The organism is Sphingomonas sp. Leaf22, from assembly GCF_001421715.1.
Classification (GTDB): domain Bacteria; phylum Pseudomonadota; class Alphaproteobacteria; order Sphingomonadales; family Sphingomonadaceae; genus Sphingomonas.
In genome coordinates, this window is record NZ_LMKP01000017.1 from 32,311 (window position 1) to 51,264 (window position 18,954).

Here is an 18,954-nt window from a genome sequence, read left to right on the forward strand (position 1 = left end):
AACGCAAGCCGTTGTTCTGCTTGGCTCTGGCCCCCCGCCTGCGCGGGGGTACGGTTAGCTTGCGGCTATGATTACGACTTTCGCAGAGGTTTCGACTTGATCCGGGGTCCCGCTTATCCAGCAGTCGAAACATCAGCGGGACCCCGGGGCAAGCCCGGGGTGCCGATCGCGTGCGGCTTCCCGAATGCCGCGAATCGCCCGGTCAGTTGCGCGGGGTGCCGGCCGGTCCGCCGGGGCTGCCCCCCGATGCGCCGGTGGTCGGGCCGGTCAGCGATCCGGTGACTGGCCCCGGCGTGGTCGCGGGCGGAGCCGGCGGGTTGATCTTCGCGTCCGGCGTATCCTCGGCCGGCTCGACGGTCACGGTGCCGACCGGCGGCGGGGCCGGGTCGGCATATTTGACCGGGATCGGCTTGGGCGGCGGCGGCGTCCGGTCGTTGATGAGGTCGTAGGCCCGCTTGTACCAGTCGGTGCCTGGATAGTTGGCACCGAGCACGGCGGCCGACTTCTTCGCCTCACCCGGCACGCCGAGCGCCAGATAGGTTTCGGTCAGGCGCATCAGCGCCTCGGGCGCGTGCGTCGTCGTCTGATACTGATCGACGACCGCGCGGAAGCGCATCGATGCGCCGAGCCACTGGCCGCGCTGCTGATAGAAGCGACCGATCTCCATCTCCTTGCCCGCAAGGTGATCGCGAACGAGGTCGAGCTTCAGCCGGGCATCGGCGGCATAGGCAGTATTGGGGTAGCGGCGCGACAATTCGCCCAGCGCGTCCATCGCCTGCATCGTGATCTTCTGATCGCGGGTCACGTCGCTGATCTGTTCGTAATAGGACAGCGCGATCAGATAATAGGCATAGGGCGCATCACGGTTGCCGGGATGGACCGACAGGAAACGCTGCGCGCCGGCGATCGACTTCGTATAGTCGCCTTCGAGATAATAGCTGAACGCCCCCATCAGCTGCGCACGGCGCGCCCAGATCGAATAGGGGTGCTGGCGCTCCACCTCGTCGAACAGGGCCGCCGCTACCTTATACTGCTGGCGGTCGAGCCGGCCCTTCGCAGCGGTGTACAGCGTGCCCACGTCGCGGGCGACATAGGGCAGGTCGCGGCCGGCACCGGCGCCGCCACGGGCACAGGCGGAAAGGCCGACGCCGGCGAAAGCGACGAGGATGAGCGCGGATGCGAGGGAAGATACGGTACGCATGGGCGACGCTTCTACTGCGCAAGGGGTAGCGCGAACAGTCCCTTTCGCGCGTTGGCCGGGGGTAGCGTAACCCCGGCGTTTCGCGCATGGGGTGCGCGACTCTTTCAACGCTGATCCGGAGCGTGTTCATGCCCGTTACCAAGCTCGAAATGCACCGCGTCGAAAAGCCGTGGGGCCGCCACCACCTCGGCTTCGGTTTCGCAGACCAGCCGGCGGACCGCGATCCGGTCGGCGAAATCTGGTACAAGACGCCGGGCGACGACACCCCCGACCTGCTGGTCAAATATCTGTTTACGTCGGAAAAACTGTCGGTGCAGGTCCATCCCGACGACAAGCAGGCCCAGGCCCGCGGGCTGCCGCGCGGCAAGGACGAATGCTGGACGCTACTCGCGGCGCAAGCCGATTCGACGATCGCGCTGGGTACGCTCGAACCGATGACCGCCGAACAGCTGCGCGATGCGGCGCTGGACGGGTCGATCGAGCAGAAGCTGGACTGGAAGCCGGTACAGGCCGGCGATTTCTTTTACGCGAAGTCGGGCACGGTCCATGCGATCGGCGCGGGCATCACGCTGATCGAGATCCAGCAGAATTCGGAAACGACCTATCGGCTGTACGATTATGGCCGTCCGCGCGAACTGCATCTGGAAGACGGGGTCGCGGTGTCCGACGCGCGGCCGTTCGTGGCACCGGCCGCGCCGGGCAAGATCGCCGAGGATCGCAGCATCCTGGTCGACGGGCCGAAATTCGTGCTGGAACGCTGGACCGGTGGTGCGCGCACGGTGACGGTGCCGGCCGGGGTCAAGGGCTGGTTCGTGCCGGTAACGGGCAAGGGCAGCGCCGACGGCGTCGCATGGGCGGCGGGCGACTGCCTGACGTTCGAGGGACAAGTTACCGTCAACGCCGACGAAGATTCCGACCTGCTCTTCGCCTATCCGGGCGAACAGTATAGCTGACCCGAAAGTGAACGGAACGTAGTTTTACGTTCACGCAACTTGGACACGGGGTACGCCGTTCTGTTTTCCGTCCTCACGGAGTGGAGAAATAAGATGCGTACCCCGATCCTGGCCGCGCTGGTCGCGGCGATTGCGCTGCCGACCATCGCCGCCGCCCCGGCCATGGCACAGACGCCGCGTCAGGAATATCGCGACGACATTCGCGATGCGCGACGCGACTACCGCCGCGATGTCCGCCGGGCCGACGACCGTCGCGACGTGCGCCGGGCCGACAACGACTATCGCCGCGACGTGCGCGAGGCGCGCCGCGACCTGCGGCAGAACCAGCGCGACTGGCGCGGCTATCGCAACTATGACTACAACCGGTTCGAACCGGGCCGGAACCGCTATTTCGCCGACCGCTATTATCGCGACGGCCAATATTACCGGACCCGCGCGCTGAGCCGCAACGACCGCATCTATCGCGGGCAGGACAATCGCTATTATTGCCGGCGCAGCGACGGCACGACCGGCCTGATCATCGGTGGTCTGGGCGGCGGCGTGCTCGGCAACGTCATCGCCGGCGGCGATTCGCGGCTGCTCGGCACGCTGATCGGTGGTGGTGCGGGTGCGCTGCTCGGCCGGTCGGTCGATCGCGGGCAGGTGGTCTGCCGCTGATCCGCTGAACGACTAGCGGGTGGCCGGGGCGGTGGATTGCCGCCCCGGCCGACGCCCGCCGACGACATAGACGGCGAGCCCGGCCCAGATCAGGCCGAAACAGGCCAGACGCGTCGGGGTCAACGTCTCGCCGAACACGACGATCGCCAGCAGGAATTGCAGCGACGGCGCGATGAACTGCAACATGCCCATCGTCGCCAGCCGCAGGCGGCGCGCGGCGGCGGCGAACAGCAGCAGCGGGGCGGTGGTGACCGCGCCGGCCAGCACGAGCTTCGCCGCCATGCCCGCCCCCTGTTCGAACGCCATCGGCTGTTTACTGCCGAGCCACAGCAGATAGCCGAGCGCGACGGGGGCCAGCAGGGTGGTTTCGACCATCAGTCCTTCGAGCGCACCGACCGACACCGTCTTGCGGATCAGGCCGTACAGCGCGAAGCTGATCGCCAGACTGAGGCTGATGCCGAGCGCGATCCACGACGATCCGAACGCGAACAGCGCCACCCCCGCCCCGGCCAGCGCGACCGCAACCCCCTGCGTCCGGTTCATGCGTTCGCCCAGCAGGACGACGCCGAGCAGGACGCTGAGGAGCGGGTTGAGGAAATAGGCGAGGCTGGCGGCAAGAACCTGCCCGTGCAGGACCGCCCAGACATAGACCAGCCAGTTGATCGCGATGAACGCTGCGCTGGCGATCAGGTTGGCCAGCGCCTTGCGATCGGCGAATGCGGCGCGCAACTGCGGGCCGCGACGCACGGCGAGGACGATGCCCGCGACCAGCAGCGCCGACCACAGCACGCGCTGTGCGACGATCTCGCCCGCGTCGATCGGCCCCAACAGCCGGAAATACAGGGGCAGCAACCCCCATAGCAGATAGGCGCCGACGCCGAACGCCAGCCCCTGCCGGTCCGCCCCGTCGTTCACCGGATCAGATCAGGCCGCCGGTGAGGAACAGGCGCAGGCCGCTGACGATCAGGATGATAAGGTTCAGGTTGCGGCCCGACGTCTTCGACGACAACAGCCCGACGACGAAGCCGACCAGCGCGATCGGGAACACGATCCAGTTCATCAGCGAGACGAAGGGAATGAGTGCCGGGATCGCCAGCACGAGCGCGACGAGGCCGATCAGGATCGAAAAGATGTTCAGCATGGCACAGGACATGGCCCGCCGCGCCGCGCGGAGCAATGGCAGCAATGGTTTTTTACAGTAGGGCTGAATCTTAAGGCGCGGGTCCATAGGGTCGCCGCCGATTGTTCACCGGAGCCGCCCGTCGATGATTCGTGCCCTGCCCCTGACGATCCTGTTGCTGCTGGCCGGATGCGGTGGCGCGAATGATCCCGGCAACAGCCTCGACACGCTGGATGCGCAACTGGCGGGGGCCAATGCGACCGATCCGGCGGTGACGGCGGCGTTGCAGGACCAGATCATGGTCGATCCGACCCTGACCGCCCAAGCCAATGGCGATGCGGTGCGCCCGCCCGACCGGCCGTACAGCGCCGCCGCCCCCGCGCCGACCGTCGCTGCGGGCAGCGCCGCGCCGGAGGAGACGCTGCAATCCGCACCGGCACCGGGAGCGTGCCCGTCGTGCAGGGGCGGACGCGAGGCGCTGACGCTGGGCGAACTGGCCAGCGTCCAGCGCAGCGGCAACCGGCAATGCGCGAACAAGGTCGGCTATTCGGCGGGCTGGGCCAATCGCCTGCCCGCCGCCTTCGCGCTGCATCCCGATGCGCGGGTGACCGAAGCGGCGGGGACCGATGCCGATGGTTGCCGGTTGCGGGTGGTCAGCTTCACGATCGCGCAGCCGGTCGGGCGGATGGTCGACTGGTATTACACGCGCGCGACCAAGGGCGGATATTCGGCGCAGCATCAGGCCGATGGCGACCAGCATGTGCTGGGCGGCACGCGCGGCAACGCCGCCTATGCGGTGTTCCTGTCGCCCGAGGGACAGGGCACGTCGGTCGACCTGATCGTCGACGGCGGCTGATCTTTACGGGCGATGGCCGGCTCCCTATTTCGTTGCGGAGGGGAAACATATGTTGATCGTAAGCGCCGTCCTGATCGCCTGTATTACCATCCTGCGGCTGTGGCCGGACCTGCCGATGGCGCAGGCGCTGGCGGCGATGCTGGTCGTGCCGGCGGCGCGGCGGATGGCGCGGATGACGCCGGGGCATTGGCTGCTGTTCGCGGGTCTGTCGGCGGCGGCGGGCACGGTGTTGTGGATGGGCGGCGACATGATCGTCGTGTCGGCCATGGGCGCGCCCGAACTGGCCGGCGTGATCGCGATGATCGATGTCGCGGCGTATCTGGATGCAGTGTTGGCGGCGCTTGCGGTGGCGAGCGCGGTGCGCGGGACGGCAGTGCGGCTATGGGTCGGGCGGTTGCTGCCCCGGCCGCGCAGCCGGCGGACGCGGCGGGTGCGGGCGGCGCGCAAGGCGGCGAATGATGACGAGCCGGCGGGGGTTTGGCTGGCGTTGGCCTGAACCCGATGGTTGCCCCGGACTCGATCAAGACCTTTGCGAAAGTCGCGCGCTGAACCAAACCGCGCCGTACCCCGGCGAAGGCCGAGGTCCAGTTGGGAAGGCTTTTCCGTACGGTACGAACGTCCCCCAACTGGGCCCCGGCCTTCGCCGGGGTACGGTAAACGGCGTTTCGTAGAGGTCCCGAATCGATCCGGGTTCTCACGAACGTGCCGGTTCCCTGCCTTCCGCCGTACCCCCGCGCAGGCGGGGGTCCAGGGCGATACAACGGAGCCTATCGATCCTGGCTCTGGACCCCCGCCTGCGCGGGGGCACGGTTGGTGGCTGGGGCGACGGTATCCGCCACCGGCACCGGCCCGTTCGCGCCGGCCTCCAGCAGCGAATCGCCGCCCAGCGTCCGGTACAGCGTCACCCGGTTGGTCGCCGCGACGAGCTGCGTCGCGACCAGCCGGCGCTGTGCGGTGTAATAGGATCGCTGCGCGTCGAGGCTGGTGAGGAAGGTGTCGATGCCGCCGCGATACCGTGCCTCGGTCAGGCGGAACGTGTCCTGCGCCGCGAGCAGGTTCGCGCGGTCGGCGCGGGTCTGTTCGGCGATCGTCCCCTGCCGGGCGAGCGCGTCGGATACGTCGCGGAATGCCGACTGGATCGTGCGTTCATAGGTGGCGAGGAGCGCGTCGCGCTGGGCCTGGCTGAATTCGACGCCGGCGCGGCCGGCCCCGGCGCGGAAGATCGGATAGCTGAGCGACGGCGCGACCGAATAGTTGAATGCGCCACCGGTGAAGAGCGTGCGCAGCGCATCGCTGGCGAAACCGACCAGCCCGGTCAGCGACAGGCGCGGAAACAGCGCCGCACGCGCCGCACCGATATCGGCATTGGCGGCGAGCAGTTCATATTCGGCCTGCACCACGTCGGGTCGGCGCAGCAATATCCCCGAATCGATTCCCGCCGGCAGGTCGGCGATGGTCGGCAACACGATGTCGATCGATGCGGGCAGCAACGCCGGATCGACCGGGGCACCGACCAGCAATTGCAGCGCGTTGACGTCCTGCGCCACCTGCGTCCGCTGTTCGGCGAGGTCGCTTTGCGCGGTGGCGAGGATCTGTTCGGCCTGCCGCAGGTCGGTGCGCGGCGCGACGCCGCCCTGTAGCCGCGCGCTGGTCAGGGTGACGCTGCGCCGGGCGCTGGCCGCCGTCGCCTCGGCAATGGTCATCAGGCTGCGGTCGGCACCATAGGCGGCCCATGCCTCGGCGATGTCGCCGACCAGCGTCAGGCGGGTGGCGCGTGCGCCGGCTTCGGTCGCAAAATAGCGATTCTGTTCGGCCTCGGTCAGCGACCGGATGCGGCCGAACAGGTCGATTTCGAACGCGGTCGCGCCGAGATCGAGCGAGAAGGCGCTCGGTGACCGGCCACTGGTGACGATCGTCCCGCCGGTACCGGTGCCGCCGGTGCCCGTCCCGTTGCCAACGGTCCCGGGAATGGTCGTCGTGGTCGCGCCGTCGCCGGTGCCGCGATAGCTGTAGCGGGCGGAGCCATCGATCTGTGGGAACAGGTCGGCGCGCTGAATGCGATATTGGGCGCGCGCCGCCCGGATATTGGCCGCGGCGATGCGAAGGTCGCGGTTGTTGACCAGCGCCTGTCCGACCAGCGTGCGCAGGCGCGGGTCGGTGAACACCTGTTCGAAGGTCAGCGCGGGCAGCGTCGCCTCGCGCTGCTTCAAATAGGCATCGCCGACCGGCCATGACGGCGGCACCACCGCCTGCGGCCGTTCATAGGCCGGGGTCATCGAACAACCCGCCAGCAACAGCGCCGGCAGCGCGAGCGTCAGCCGCTTCATGCCGCCACCTCCTTGCGGCCGCGCAACTTGGCGAGGCCGTCGCGCACCCCGCGCCGGACCAGCACGAAGAACAGCGGAATGTAGAAGATCGCAAGCACCGTCGCGGTGAACATGCCGCCGATCACCGCCGTGCCGATGGCGATGCGGCTGTTCGCCCCCGCCCCGGTCGAGATCGCGAGCGGCAACACGCCGAAGATGAAGGCGAGCGAGGTCATCAGGATCGGACGCAGGCGGATGCGCGCCGCCTCCAGCGCGGCATCGATGACGCGTGCGCCCTTCTTTTCCGCCTGTTCGGCGAATTCGATCATCAGGATCGCGTTCTTGGCGGCAAGGCCCATCGTCGTCAGCAACCCGATCTGGAGATAGACGTCGTTCTCCAACCCGCGCAGCGTCACGAACGCGATCGCGCCGATCAGGCCGAGCGGGATGACCAGCAGCACCGCGATCGGGATCGACCAGCTTTCGTACAGGGCGGCAAGGCACAGGAACACGACGAGGATCGACAGGCCGTAGAGGATCGGTGCCTGTCCCGACGACAGCCGTTCCTGAAACGACAGCCCGGCCCATGCGACGCTGGTACCCGGAATCTGTCCGGCGAGTTCGGCGATGCGGTCCATCGCCTCGCCCGAACTGACGCCCGACGCCGCCTGCCCCTGAAATTCGAACGAGGGCAGGCCCTGAAAGCGCGACAACGTGGTCGGCGCGACCGTCCAGCCGGTGCGCGAAAAGGACGAGAAGGGCACCATCTGCCCGTTGCTGCCGCGCACGAACCATTGCGAGAGGTCGCCGGGTTCGCTGCGATAGGGCGCGTCCCCCTGCACGAACACGCGCTTCACCCGGCCGCGATCGATGAAGTCGTTGACGTAGCGACCACCCCATGCGGTCGACAGCGTGTTGTTGACGTCGCCCTGGGTCAGCCCCAGCGTCGACAGCCGCTGCTGATCGAGATCGACGTTCAGCGTGGCGATGTCGGGCAGTTCGGACAGGCGCACGCCGGTCAGCATCGGATCGGCGCTGGCGGCGGCGAGCAGCTTGTCGCGCGCGGCGGCGAAATCGGCCGCGCTCATCCCGCTGGCGTTCTGCAATTCCATGGTGAAGCCGTTCGCCTGCCCCAGCCCGCGCACGGCGGGCGGCAGCAGCGCGAAGACCTGCGCATCGCGGAAATTGCGGAACGCGGACGAGGCGCGGTCGATGATCGCATCGGCGCCGTTGTCCTTGCCCGGACGGTCCGCCCAGTCGGTGAAGTTGATGAACCCCTGTCCGGTATTCTGCCCCGCAGCCCCGCCACCGCCGCCACCCGCGACGGTCAGCAGCGTGCGGACATTGTCCTTCTCATAGGTCATCAGATATTTTTCGACCGCGCGCTGCACCTCTTCGGTACGACCGCGCGTCGATCCGGCGGGCAACTGGAAGCGGATCGACGCCGCACCCTGATCCTCGGTCGGCAGGAAACTGGTCGGCAGGCGGAAGAATAGCAGCGCGAGGATCGCCAGCACCGCCGTATAGAGCAGCAGATACAGCCATTTGCGGTCGATGACGTGGATAACGCCGCGTTCGTATTTCGCGACGCCCCTGTCGAAGCGGCTGTTGAAGCCGTTGCGTAGTCGTTCGCCGACATGGGCGACGCGCGGGAATTTGCGCTCCAGCCAGCCGCCCTCAAAGCTGCCGTCCTCACCGCGCTTCTTCTGCTTGAGCAGCGTCGCGGTGAGCGCGGGCGAGAGGATCAGCGCGACCAGCACCGACAGGATCATCGCCGCGACGATGGTCACCGAAAACTGGCGATAGATGACCCCGGTCGATCCGCCAAAGAACGCCATCGGCAGGAACACCGCCGACAGGACGATACCGATCGCGATCAGGGCGACCTGGATTTCCTCCATCGACTGGATCGTCGCGTCGCGCGGCGAGAGGTCGGGATTCTCCTCCATCAACCGTTCGACATTCTCGACGACGACGATCGCGTCGTCGACCAACAGGCCGATGGCAAGGACGAGGCCGAACAGCGTCAACGTGTTGATCGAGAAGCCGAAGAGATAGAAGACGCCGAACGTGCCGAGCAGCACCACCGGCACCGCGATCGTCGGGATCAGCGTCGCGCGCCAGCTTTGCAGGAACACGAACATGACGATGACGACGAGGATGACCGCCTCGATCAGCGTCTTGACCACTTCCTCGATCGACAGCTTGATGAAGGCGGTGGTGTCGTTGGCATAGGCATAGGTCAGGCCGGCGGGGAATTTGGCCGATTGCCTTTCGACCTCCGCCTTCACCAGCTCGGCGGTTTCCAGCGCGTCGGCACCGGGCGCGAGGCTGATGGCGAGGCCCGCGCCGGGATGGGCGTTGACCCGGCTCAATGCCGAATAATTTTCCTGCCCCAGTTCGATCCGCGCGACGTCGGACAGCCGGACGGTCGACCCGTCGGGCAGGGTCTTCAGGATGATCGCCCTGAACTGCGCCGGGGTCTGCAGCCGCGACTGCGCGGTGACGGTCGCGTTCAGCTGCTGTTCGGGGCCGGACGGCTGGCCGCCCAGCTCGCCGGCGGCGACTTCGGTATTCTGGTTCTGGATCGCGGTGATGACGTCGCCGGGCATCAGCGAGAAGGAGGCGAGCCGCGCCGGATCGAGCCAGATACGCATCGCATATTGCGACCCGAACACGTTGGTTTCACCGACGCCGTTGATCCGCGCCAGCGGCTCGACGAGGTTCGCCTCCATATAATCCGACACGTCGCCATTGGTACGCTGGTCGGTTTCGTCGAAGATGCCGACGATCATCAGGAAGTCGGGGTTCGATTTGGTGACGCGAATGCCCTGTTGCTGGACCTGTTGCGGCAACCGCGACAGCGCCTGCTGCACCTGATTCTGGACCTGCACCTGCGCAATGTCGGGATCGACGCCCTTGTCGAAGGTCGCGCTGATCGTCACCTGCCCGCGCGAGGAGCTTTGCGAGCTGAAATAGAGCAGGCCGTCGATGCCGGTCAGCTGCTGTTCGATGATCTGGGTGACGGAATTCTGGATCGTCTCGGCATTGGCACCGGGATAGGTCGCGCGGATATTGACCTGCGGCGGGGCGACGTCGGGATATTGCGCGATTGGCAGCGACAGGATCGCGCCCAGCCCGGCCAGCATGGTGATGATCGCGATCACCCATGCAAAGATCGGGCGGTCGATAAAGATGCGGGACATGCGTTATCCGGCCTTTGCGGGCGCGGACGCGGCGTCACCGGCGGGTTTGGGGGCGATACGCTGCGGCGCGTTCGCCGGCATCGGCCGGATCTTCGCGTTCGGGCGCAGGTTCGCGGTACCCTGCGTAATCACCTTGTCACCGGGGTTCAGCCCGCCGGTCACGACCCAGAACTGACCCTGCGTCCGATCGGCCTGCACCGTCTTCTGCACGGCGGTATCGTTCGGCCCGACGACGAAGACCGTCGCCAGCCCCTTGGGATCGCGCTTGACCGCCTGTTGCGGCACGAGGATTGCTTGCGTGTCGATCGCCTGCGCGAATTTGGCGCGGACGAACATGCCGGGCAACAACACGCCCTGTGGATTGGGGAAGCGGGCGCGCAGCGTCACCGTGCCGGTCTGCGCGTTCACCATCACCTCGGCAAACTGGACGCTGCCGGTCCGGCCATAATCGCTGCCATCCTCCAGCGTCAGGCGCACCGCCGCCGATGCCGGCACCGCCCCGCCGCTCGCCAGTTGCCGGCGCAGCGCGAGCAGGTCGGCGGCCGATTGCTGGATATCGACGAAGATCGGGTCGAGCCGCTGGATCACCGCCAGCGGATCGGTCTGGTTACTGGTGACCAGCGCGCCTTCGGTGAAATAGCTGCGCCCGATCCGCCCGGTGATCGGCGCGGGCACGTTGGTGAACGACAGGTTCACGCGCGCCGTTTCCAGCTGGGCGCGGCTCTGCGCGACGGCGGCGGCGGCCTGCCGCGCCTGCGCGGCGGCATCGGTATAGTCCTGACGGCTGACCGCTTCGATCTCGGCAAGGGGGCGATAGCGTTCGGCACGGACGCGCGTCGCCTCGGCATTCGCCTGCGCGCTGTTCAGGTTCGCGACCGCTTCGTTGGTCTGCGCCCGGTACAGGCGCGGGTCGATCTCGTAGAGCGTCTGTCCGGCGCGGACCAACGCACCTTCGGTAAAGAAGCGGCGACGGATCAGTCCCGCGACCTGCGGACGGACTTCGGATTGCTGGAAGGCGACGACGCGCGCGGCGAGATCGGCGGTCTGGGCGACGCTGGTCGGCTGGACGACGACGAAGCCGACCGCGGCCGGTCCCTGATTGCCGCGACCGTTCTTGCCCTTTTCCTCACTTTCGCCGCTGCTGCCGCAACTCGACAGGAGCAAGGCGGACGACAACAGCAACAGGCACGGGCGAACGCGCGACGACGCGGATCGGATCAAGGCGGCAACCTTCACGACGGGATACGGCGCGGATGCGCCGGCCGCATAACCGGCCGGACACCCGAAAGTTTCATGAACCGTTTTCATACGCTTGGCGTCAAGCGACGCAATGCGCGAGTTGTCGCAAATTGTCGCGGGGTTTGGCCCGGACCGTCCGGCCGCATCGGATCGTCACCCCGGACTTGATCCGGGGTCCCGCTTTTCCCCGACCGAAGACGAAGAAGAAGCGGGACCCCGGGTCGAGCCCGGGGTGACGATAGGTGCCGGTTTAAACCGATGCGCCGCCCGTCCAGCGATACGCCTCGCGCGATTCCGGCTTCATCTCGATCGAACAGCCCGGCAGGGTCGGTGCGCGATAGGCACCCCGCTCGACGATGCACGGATCGACGAAATGTTCGTGGAGGTGATCGACGAACTCGGCGGCGCGGTCGTGCTTGACGCCCGAAAAGCACAGATAGTCGATCATCGAAAGGTGCTGGACATATTCGCACAGCCCGACGCCGCCGGCATGCGGCCAGACGGCGAGGTTGAACTTCGCCGCCATCAGCAGCACCGCCAGCACCTCGTTCACACCGCCCAGCCGGCAGGCGTCGATCTGCACCACGTCGAGCGCGTGGCGCATGATGAACTGTTTGAAGACGATGCGGTTCTGGCACATCTCGCCGGTGGCGACCTGCACCGGCTTCACGCCCTCGCGGATCGCGCGATGCCCCTCGACATCGTCGGGCGAGGTCGGCTCCTCGATGAAGCGCAATTTGGCGAAGGCGAGGTCGTTGACGCGCGCGATCGCGTCGGACACTTCCCACACCTGATTGGCGTCGATCATCAGGTCGATGTCCGGCCCGACCGTATCCCGCGCCAGCGCCACGCGGCGGCGGTCGTTTTCGGGATCGCCGCCGACCTTCAGCTTGATATGGGTGAAGCCGTCGGCCACCGCCTCGCGGCACAGCCGGACCAGCTTTTCGTCCGAATAGCCGAGCCAGCCGGGCGACGTCGTATAGGCCGGATAGCCCTCCGCCAGCAGCGTCTGCCGCCGCTCCGCCTTGCCGATCGCGCGTTCTTCCAGCAGCGCCACGGCTTCGTCGGGGGTGATGCAGTCGGTGATGTAGCGGAAATCGATCAGGCCGACGATCTCGGCCGCCGACATCGACCCGATATAATCCCACAGCGGCAGGCCGGCGGCCTTGGCCAGCAGATCCCACACCGCATTGACGACCGCGCCGGTGGCGAGGTGGATGATCCCCTTTTCCGGGCCGACCCAGCGCAGCTGGCTGTCACCGGTCATTCGCCGCCAGAAGCCTGCGCCGTCGCTGCGGATATCGTCGAGCGACAGCCCCTCGACCAACGGCGCCAGCGTCGCGATCGCCGCGCAGCACAGGTCGTTGCCGCGACCGATGGTGAAGGTCAGGCCATGCCCTTCCAGCCCCGGCGTGTCGGTTTCGAGGATGCAATAAGCCGCCGAATAGTCCGGCTCCGGATTCATCGCGTCCGATCCGTCGAGGAACGCCGAGGTCGGAAACCGGATGTCGTGCACCGATAGCCGGGTGATGATCGTCATGTGCAGCCCCCATGGGGCATCGCCGGTAATGATCGATCCGCCCCGTTCCGGTCACCGCGATATCGATGCCGAACCGTTTTCATATGTGAACGGATTTTTGCTTGCAACTGGAAAGCGTCGGGTAGTCTGAAGGGGCTAGCTCCTTCTCTCGTCACCCCGGACTTGATCCGGGGTCCCGCTTTCTTTCCAGTGTAGCAGAAGAAGCGGGACCCCGGATCAAGCCCGGGGTGACGTGCGTTTCGGAACCCGACTGCAAACTTCAAGGATGATGGTCGTCGTCCACCAGTTGCGCCGAGATCCGCGCCGCCGCCGCCTGCACCGCGGCCGCCGCCGCATCGATCGCGTCGGGTTCGCCGAGCTTCGCCAGATAGGGCATGGTCAGCGCCGCTGCCGCACCACCACCGCGCAGGATCGGGGCCGACAGGTCGGTCACGCCGCTGACGAAGCGGCTGGGGGTGCGTTCGACCGCGCGCTGGCGGATTTCGTCGGCATGGATGCGGAACGCCGCCAGCGTTGCGGCATCGGGCTGCGGGTCGAGCAGCTTTTCCCAGCGGGCGCGGACGTCGTCGGGCTGGAACGCATACAGCACCGCCCCCGACGCCGCCTGCAACAAGGGCCGGCGATAGCCGACGCGCACCGAGAACCCGAGCTGTTCGGCCGATTCCATCCGCGCGACCACCGCCATGTCGCCCATGGTATGGACCGCGACATGGCATGACTGGCCGGTATCCTGCGCCAGCCGCCGCATTTCGGGCAACGCGACCTCGATCAGATAACGGGTGCGCGGCTGGTTCATGCCCAGCGAGAACAGCCGGTCGCTCAGGCTATAGCCCTCGCCCCCCGCCTCGGTCGTCAGATAGCCGCGATATTCGAGCACCTGCACCATCCGGAACAACTCGCCATGCGACCGCCCCAGCCGCTGCACGATCTGCGTCAGCGTCAGCGGCGTCGCACAACCGGCCAGCAGTTCGAGGATGTCGAGCCCCTTTTCGAGCGCGGGCGCACGATAGCGGCGATCGTCCCCGGCGTCGGTATCGGGTTCGGCGGCGGGGTCCGGGACAACGGTGGTCATGGCCGCAACCCTCGCCAAAAAACGCTGCCCGTGCAACCCGATGCGCCGTACCGTCGTCGCTGCATCGCACAAACGACTTGATATGTTGTATCATATTACGGTAGCGCGACGGATCATCGTACTTCGGAGTCGTATCAAATGGTCCGTGCCGCCCTGTGGCTGTCGAGCGCCGCCCTGTTCCTTCCCGCCGCCGCCTTCGCCCAGACTGCCGCCGCACCGGCGACCGGCGACGACTATCACCGCGATGCGCCGCCCGAGATCATCGTCACCGCCCCCTATGCCCGCACCCAGGCCGACATCCTGTCGGGCACCAGTGTCCTGAGCGGCGAGGAACTGACCCGCGAACTGCGCCCGACCATCGGCGAGACGCTGGCGCGGCAGCCCGGCGTGTCGGCGACCAGCTTCGGCCCCAACGCCTCGCGTCCGGTGCTGCGCGGGCTTCAGGGCGAGCGGGTGCGCGTGCTGACCGACGGGATCGGCAGCTTCGACGTGTCGAATACCTCGGTCGACCATGCCGTCGCGATCAACCCGCTGACCGCCGACCGGATCGAAGTGCTGCGTGGGCCCTCGGCGCTGCTGTTCGGATCGTCGGCGATCGGCGGCGTGGTCAACGTCATCGACAGCCGCATTCCGCGCCGCGTGCCTACCGAACCCGTCCATGTCGACGCGCTCGCCACCTATGGCTCGGCCGCGAACGAGCGGAGCGGATCGGCGGCGGTCGACGTGCCGGTCACCGACAAGGTCGTGTTCCACCTCGACGGCACCTATGGCAAGACCGACGACCTCGACACCGGCGGGTATATCCTGTCGCAGCCGCTGCGCCGGCAGGCCGCCGCCAGCACCGATCCCGACGTCCGTTCGCTGGCCGACCTGCGGGGCAAGCTGCCCAATTCGCAGTCGGAAATGTGGGAAGTCGCCGGCGGTGCCGCGATCGTCACCGACACCGGCAATCTCGGTTTTTCGGTCAACCATCTCGACAACCGCTACGGGGTGCCGATCCGCTATTCGCTGAACGGCGGCGAAGCGGAGGAAGTGACGCTGCATGTCCAGCAGACCCGCGCCGACATGCGTGCCGAGGTCGATACCGGCGGCGGCCTGCTCGAAAAGATCCGCCTGCGCGCGGGCTTCGCCGATTACCGCCATGACGAGATCGAGGATACCGGCGAAATCGGCACCAGCTTCTTCAACCGGGGGATCGAGGCACGGGTGGAACTGGTGCAGGCGGCGCGCGGCGGGTGGCGCGGGGCGGTGGGCGGACAGATGTTCCTCCGCGACCTGAACATCGTCGGCGACGAAAAATTCCTGCCCAAGAGCGAGACGCAGCAATTCGGCCTCTTCACGCTTCAGTCGTTCGATCTGGGCGCGTTCCGTGCCGAAGCGGGCGGGCGGTATGAATATACCACCGCGCGCGCCGCGGCCGACGCGCTGCTCGGCAACGACGATATCCGTCGCAGCTTCGACAGCTTTTCCGGATCGCTGGGCGGCAGCGTCGCGCTGGCCGACCATGTCCGCATCGGCATCAACGCCAGCCACACCGAACGCGCGCCATCGGCCGAGGAACTGTTCGCCAACGGGCCGCATGCCGGCACGCAGGCGTTCGAGGTCGGCAACCCCGGTTTTGCCAAGGAAATCAGTGACGGGCTGGAAGCGACGCTGAAGGGGTCGGGCGACGGCTACAGCTTCGGCCTGTCGGCGTATCACAACTGGTTCCGCAACTTCATCTACGAGAACCCGACCGGTGCCGAGCAGGACGACCTGCCGGTGTTCCAGTACCAGCAGGCCGATGCCCGGCTATGGGGGTTCGAGGCGGAGGCGTCGGCACGACTGGCGAAGATCGGCGAGACCGCGATCAACCTCGACGGTCTGGCCGACTATACCCGCGCCACGATCGTCGATCGCGGCCCCGCCCCGCGCATCCCGCCGCTGCGCGTGCTCGGCGGGATCGAGGCGCAGGGCCGGCTGGTGCAGGTGCGCGGCGAGGTCGAGCATGTGACCCGCCAGGACCGCGTCGCCGATCTGGAAACGACGACCCCGGCCTATACGATGGTCAACGCCTCGGTCTCGCTGCGCCCCTTCGGCCGCGACAGCAAGACGACGCTGATGGTGTCGGCGAACAACCTGTTCGACGTCGAGGCGCGCCGCCATGCGAGCTTCCTCAAGGACTTCGCCCCGCTGGCCGGGCGCGATGTCCGGGTGACGGCGCGGCTGGCGCTGTAACCGCGGTTGCGGGGGAGGCCCTCGCGGCGCACATACCCCGTCGTCCCCGCGAAGGCGGGAATGACGAAGGGGGTCATCGTCTCGCTCCTCCCGTCATCCCGGCCTGCGCCGGGATGACGGGAGGAACCGACCACCCTATCTACCCGTCCATGTCCCGCGCCCGCGTCCTCCTGCTCAATGCCGCACTCGGGCCGCTCGACTACCGGGTGCCGCATGGCATGACCGTCGAGCCGGGCTCGATCGTCACCGCCCCGCTCGGCCCCCGCCAGTTGCTGGGCGTGGTGTGGGATGCCGAGCGGCTGGCGACCGAGGAAGTCGGCGACAATCGCCTGCGGCCGCTCCTCGCCGTTGCCGACGTGCCGCCGATCGCCGCGCCCTTGCGCCGGCTGGTCGAATGGACGGCGGGCTATTATCTGGCGGCACCCGCATCGGTGCTGCGCATGTGCCTCGCCTCGAATTCCGCGCTGGAGGGGGCGAAGCTCGCCATCGAATATCGCGCGACCGGCGAAATCCCCGACCGGCTGACCCCGCAGCGGGCACAGGCGCTGGAGCGGATCGGCGAGCGGCGCGGGCTGGTGCGTGAACTTGCCAGCATCGCCGACGTGTCCGACGCGGTCATCCGCGGCCTCGTCAAGCTCGGCGCGATCGAGGCGGTGTCGGTCGATATCGACCAGCCCTATGCGACGCCCGATCCCGACCATCACCGCCCCGAACTGTCCGCCGACCAGCATGCGGCGGCCGACCGGCTGACCGCGGCGGTCGAGGCCGATGCCTTCCACCCCTTCCTGCTCGACGGCGTCACCGGCTCCGGCAAGACCGAAGTGTATTTCGAGGGGGTGGCGGCGGCGATCGCGGCGGAGCGACAAGTGCTGGTGCTGCTCCCCGAAATCGCGCTGACCGAACCGTTCCTCAAACGCTTCACCGCGCGCTTCGGCTGCGAGCCGGTGCCGTGGCATAGCGACCTGCGATCGACGCAGCGCCGCCGGGCGTGGCGGGCCATCGCGTCGGGCCAGGCGAAGGTCGTGGTCGGCGCGCGATCGGCGTTGTTCCTGCCCTATGCCGATCTCGGGCTGATCGTCGTCGACGAAGCGCACGAAACCAGCTTCAAGCAGGAAGAGGGCGTGCACTACCACGCCCGCGACGTCGCGGTGATGCGCGGGCTGTTCGAGAAATGCCCGGTGATCCTCGCCAGCGCGACCCCGGCGATCGAGACCCGGCAACAGGTGGCGCAGGGCCGCTATACCGAGGTGAAGCTGCCCGGCCGCTACGGCAAGGCGCAGTTGCCGACGATCGAGGCGATCGACCTGATCGAACAACCGCCCGAACGCGGCCGCTGGATCGCAGCACCCTTGGTCAAGGCGATCGACGAGACGCTGTCGCGCGGCGAACAGGCGCTGCTGTTCCTCAACCGGCGCGGCTATGCCCCGCTGACGCTGTGCCGGTCGTGCGGGCATCGCTTCCAATGCCCCAATTGCACCGCATGGATGGTCGAACACCGGCTGATCCACCGGCTGTCGTGCCATCATTGCGGCCATGTCATCCCGACCCCGCGCGCCTGCCCCGAATGCCATGCCGAAGACGCACTGGTCGCCTGCGGCCCCGGCGTCGAGCGGATCGCCGACGAAGCCTCCGCGCTATGGCCGACCGCCAGGATCGCCATCGTCACCTCCGACACCATCTGGTCCCCGGCCAAGGCGGCGGAGTTCGTCGGGCGGATGGAGGCGGGCGATATCGATATCGTCGTCGGCACGCAGCTGGTGACGAAAGGCTATCATTTTCCCAACCTCACCTGTGTCGGGGTGATCGACGCCGATCTGGGATTGCAGGGCGGCGACCTGCGCGCGTCGGAGCGGACCTTTCAACAGATCGCGCAGGTCGCCGGACGCGCCGGGCGCGGGACCAAGCCCGGCCATGTCTATATCCAGACGACGCAGCCGAACGCCCCGGTGATGCAGGCGCTGATCTCGGGCGATGCCGACAGCTTCTACGCCGCCGAGACCGAAGCGCGCGAGGATGCCGGCGTGCCGCCCTTCGGCCGCTATGCCGCGATCATCGTGTCGTCGGAGGACAAGGGCGCGGCGGAGACGACCGCGCGCGCGATCGGCCGCGCCGCGCCGCATGTCGATGGCTGCCACGTCTATGGCCCCGCCCCCGCGCCGCTGGCGATGCTGCGCGGACGGCACCGCTTCCGCCTGCTGGTCCACGCCACCCGCGCACTCGACATACAGGACGTGATCCGCGACTGGCTGGACGGGGTCGACTGGAGCGCCAAGGTCCGCGTCGCCGTCGACGTCGATCCGTACAGCTTCGTATAGGGGGCACCCTAGCCTTCGAAGAACTACCGTCACCCCGCACTTGATCAAGACGTCTGCGAAAAGTCCTGATTCCTGCCCCCTGCCGTACCCCCGCGCAGGCGGGGGTCCAGAGTTACAAGCGCAAGCCGTTGTTACCCTCGGCTCTGGACCCCCGCCTACGCGGGGAGTGTTCACGTCGGACTCTGTAGGCGTTTTCTGGCGAGGAAGATGTCGAGGGTGATCTCGAGCATCTGTTGGGTCTTGGAGGCGCGTTTGGTTCGGCGGTTGAAGCG

14 protein-coding genes are annotated in these 18,954 nt (G+C 67.5%); 6 read left to right on the plus strand and 8 right to left on the minus strand.

What is annotated here, in order from left to right; genetic code table 11:
* Positions 1 to 202: 202 nt before the first annotated feature.
* The gene (locus tag ASE70_RS09765; protein WP_082450938.1) at positions 203 to 1,201 is read right to left on the minus strand and encodes an outer membrane protein assembly factor BamD; all 999 of its coding nucleotides are present in this window, start codon (positions 1,199 to 1,201) and stop codon (positions 203 to 205) included.
* A gap of 128 nt (positions 1,202 to 1,329) precedes the next feature.
* Between ASE70_RS09765 and ASE70_RS09770 the strand changes: the two genes are divergently transcribed.
* Both ASE70_RS09770 and ASE70_RS09775 read left to right on the plus strand, forming a co-directional pair.
* Positions 1,330 to 2,154 (plus strand): class I mannose-6-phosphate isomerase, encoded by an 825-nt coding sequence (locus ASE70_RS09770; RefSeq protein WP_056399553.1) that lies wholly within the window; start codon positions 1,330 to 1,332, stop codon positions 2,152 to 2,154.
* A 93-nt stretch (positions 2,155 to 2,247) separates the two neighbouring features.
* Positions 2,248 to 2,811 carry a glycine zipper 2TM domain-containing protein gene (locus ASE70_RS09775; RefSeq protein ID WP_056504108.1) on the plus strand — a complete coding sequence of 188 codons (564 nt, stop codon included), beginning with the start codon at positions 2,248 to 2,250 and terminating at the stop codon, positions 2,809 to 2,811.
* A gap of 12 nt (positions 2,812 to 2,823) precedes the next feature.
* On the opposite strand, the gene rarD is transcribed toward ASE70_RS09775, so the two are convergent.
* A complete protein-coding gene (rarD, locus tag ASE70_RS09780) occupies positions 2,824 to 3,726 on the minus strand; it encodes an EamA family transporter RarD (RefSeq protein WP_056504110.1) in 903 nt (300 codons plus the stop codon).
* 4 nt (positions 3,727 to 3,730) lie between these two features.
* Entirely contained in the window at positions 3,731 to 3,952 is a 222-nt protein-coding gene (locus ASE70_RS09785; RefSeq protein ID WP_056504114.1) for a hypothetical protein, read from the minus strand.
* Between the two features lie 124 nt (positions 3,953 to 4,076).
* Between ASE70_RS09785 and ASE70_RS09790 the strand changes: the two genes are divergently transcribed.
* Together ASE70_RS09790 and ASE70_RS09795 are read left to right on the plus strand one after the other, a co-directional pair.
* Positions 4,077 to 4,787: a hypothetical protein gene (locus tag ASE70_RS09790; protein WP_056504117.1), complete on the plus strand. Its 711-nt coding sequence runs from the start codon at positions 4,077 to 4,079 to the stop codon at positions 4,785 to 4,787.
* A 49-nt stretch (positions 4,788 to 4,836) separates the two neighbouring features.
* Positions 4,837 to 5,283 (plus strand): hypothetical protein, encoded by a 447-nt coding sequence (locus tag ASE70_RS09795; RefSeq protein ID WP_056504120.1) that lies wholly within the window; start codon positions 4,837 to 4,839, stop codon positions 5,281 to 5,283.
* Positions 5,284 to 5,554: 271 nt separating this feature from the next.
* On the opposite strand, the gene ASE70_RS09800 is transcribed toward ASE70_RS09795, so the two are convergent.
* The 5 genes from ASE70_RS09800 to ASE70_RS09820 all read right to left on the minus strand — a co-directional run bounded on the left by ASE70_RS09800 (position 5,555) and on the right by ASE70_RS09820 (position 14,150).
* Entirely contained in the window at positions 5,555 to 7,114 is a 1,560-nt protein-coding gene (locus tag ASE70_RS09800; protein WP_056504122.1) for an efflux transporter outer membrane subunit, read from the minus strand.
* The gene (locus tag ASE70_RS09805; protein ID WP_056504125.1) at positions 7,111 to 10,299 is read right to left on the minus strand and encodes an efflux RND transporter permease subunit; all 3,189 of its coding nucleotides are present in this window, start codon (positions 10,297 to 10,299) and stop codon (positions 7,111 to 7,113) included. Before ASE70_RS09805 ends, ASE70_RS09800 begins: the two co-directional genes overlap by 4 nt.
* 3 nt (positions 10,300 to 10,302) lie before the next feature.
* Positions 10,303 to 11,517, minus strand: coding sequence for an efflux RND transporter periplasmic adaptor subunit (locus tag ASE70_RS09810; protein WP_235519751.1), 1,215 nt, complete (start codon positions 11,515 to 11,517; stop codon positions 10,303 to 10,305).
* Between the two features lie 271 nt (positions 11,518 to 11,788).
* The gene (locus ASE70_RS09815) at positions 11,789 to 13,078 is read right to left on the minus strand and encodes an L-fuconate dehydratase (protein WP_056504127.1); all 1,290 of its coding nucleotides are present in this window, start codon (positions 13,076 to 13,078) and stop codon (positions 11,789 to 11,791) included.
* 259 nt (positions 13,079 to 13,337) lie between these two features.
* A complete protein-coding gene (locus ASE70_RS09820) occupies positions 13,338 to 14,150 on the minus strand; it encodes an IclR family transcriptional regulator (protein WP_056399128.1) in 813 nt (270 codons plus the stop codon).
* Positions 14,151 to 14,288: 138 nt separating this feature from the next.
* Between ASE70_RS09820 and ASE70_RS09825 the strand changes: the two genes are divergently transcribed.
* Positions 14,289 to 16,367, plus strand: a complete 2,079-nt coding sequence (locus ASE70_RS09825) for a TonB-dependent receptor (RefSeq protein WP_056504129.1) — start codon at positions 14,289 to 14,291, stop codon at positions 16,365 to 16,367.
* A 149-nt stretch (positions 16,368 to 16,516) separates the two neighbouring features.
* Complete coding sequence (locus tag ASE70_RS09830; protein WP_056504132.1) at positions 16,517 to 18,682, plus strand: primosomal protein N'; 2,166 nt, start codon at positions 16,517 to 16,519, stop codon at positions 18,680 to 18,682.
* Positions 18,683 to 18,954: the final 272 nt, after the last annotated feature.

Bases quoted from the DNA above. Each gene is read 5' to 3' on its own strand.
- ASE70_RS09820 (WP_056399128.1), bottom strand. From the start codon at position 14,150: ATGACCACCGTTGTCCCGGACCCCGCCGCCGAACCCGATACCGACGCC.
- ASE70_RS09795 (WP_056504120.1), top strand. From the start codon at position 4,837: ATGTTGATCGTAAGCGCCGTCCTGATCGCCTGTATTACCATCCTGCGG.
- ASE70_RS09825 (WP_056504129.1), top strand. From the start codon at position 14,289: ATGGTCCGTGCCGCCCTGTGGCTGTCGAGCGCCGCCCTGTTCCTTCCC.
- ASE70_RS09775 (WP_056504108.1), top strand. From the start codon at position 2,248: ATGCGTACCCCGATCCTGGCCGCGCTGGTCGCGGCGATTGCGCTGCCG.
- ASE70_RS09800 (WP_056504122.1), bottom strand. From the start codon at position 7,114: ATGAAGCGGCTGACGCTCGCGCTGCCGGCGCTGTTGCTGGCGGGTTGT.
- ASE70_RS09815 (WP_056504127.1), bottom strand. From the start codon at position 13,078: ATGACGATCATCACCCGGCTATCGGTGCACGACATCCGGTTTCCGACC.
- ASE70_RS09785 (WP_056504114.1), bottom strand. From the start codon at position 3,952: ATGCTGAACATCTTTTCGATCCTGATCGGCCTCGTCGCGCTCGTGCTG.
- ASE70_RS09805 (WP_056504125.1), bottom strand. From the start codon at position 10,299: ATGTCCCGCATCTTTATCGACCGCCCGATCTTTGCATGGGTGATCGCG.
- ASE70_RS09790 (WP_056504117.1), top strand. From the start codon at position 4,077: ATGATTCGTGCCCTGCCCCTGACGATCCTGTTGCTGCTGGCCGGATGC.
- ASE70_RS09765 (WP_082450938.1), bottom strand. From the start codon at position 1,201: ATGCGTACCGTATCTTCCCTCGCATCCGCGCTCATCCTCGTCGCTTTC.
- ASE70_RS09830 (WP_056504132.1), top strand. From the start codon at position 16,517: ATGTCCCGCGCCCGCGTCCTCCTGCTCAATGCCGCACTCGGGCCGCTC.
- ASE70_RS09770 (WP_056399553.1), top strand. From the start codon at position 1,330: ATGCCCGTTACCAAGCTCGAAATGCACCGCGTCGAAAAGCCGTGGGGC.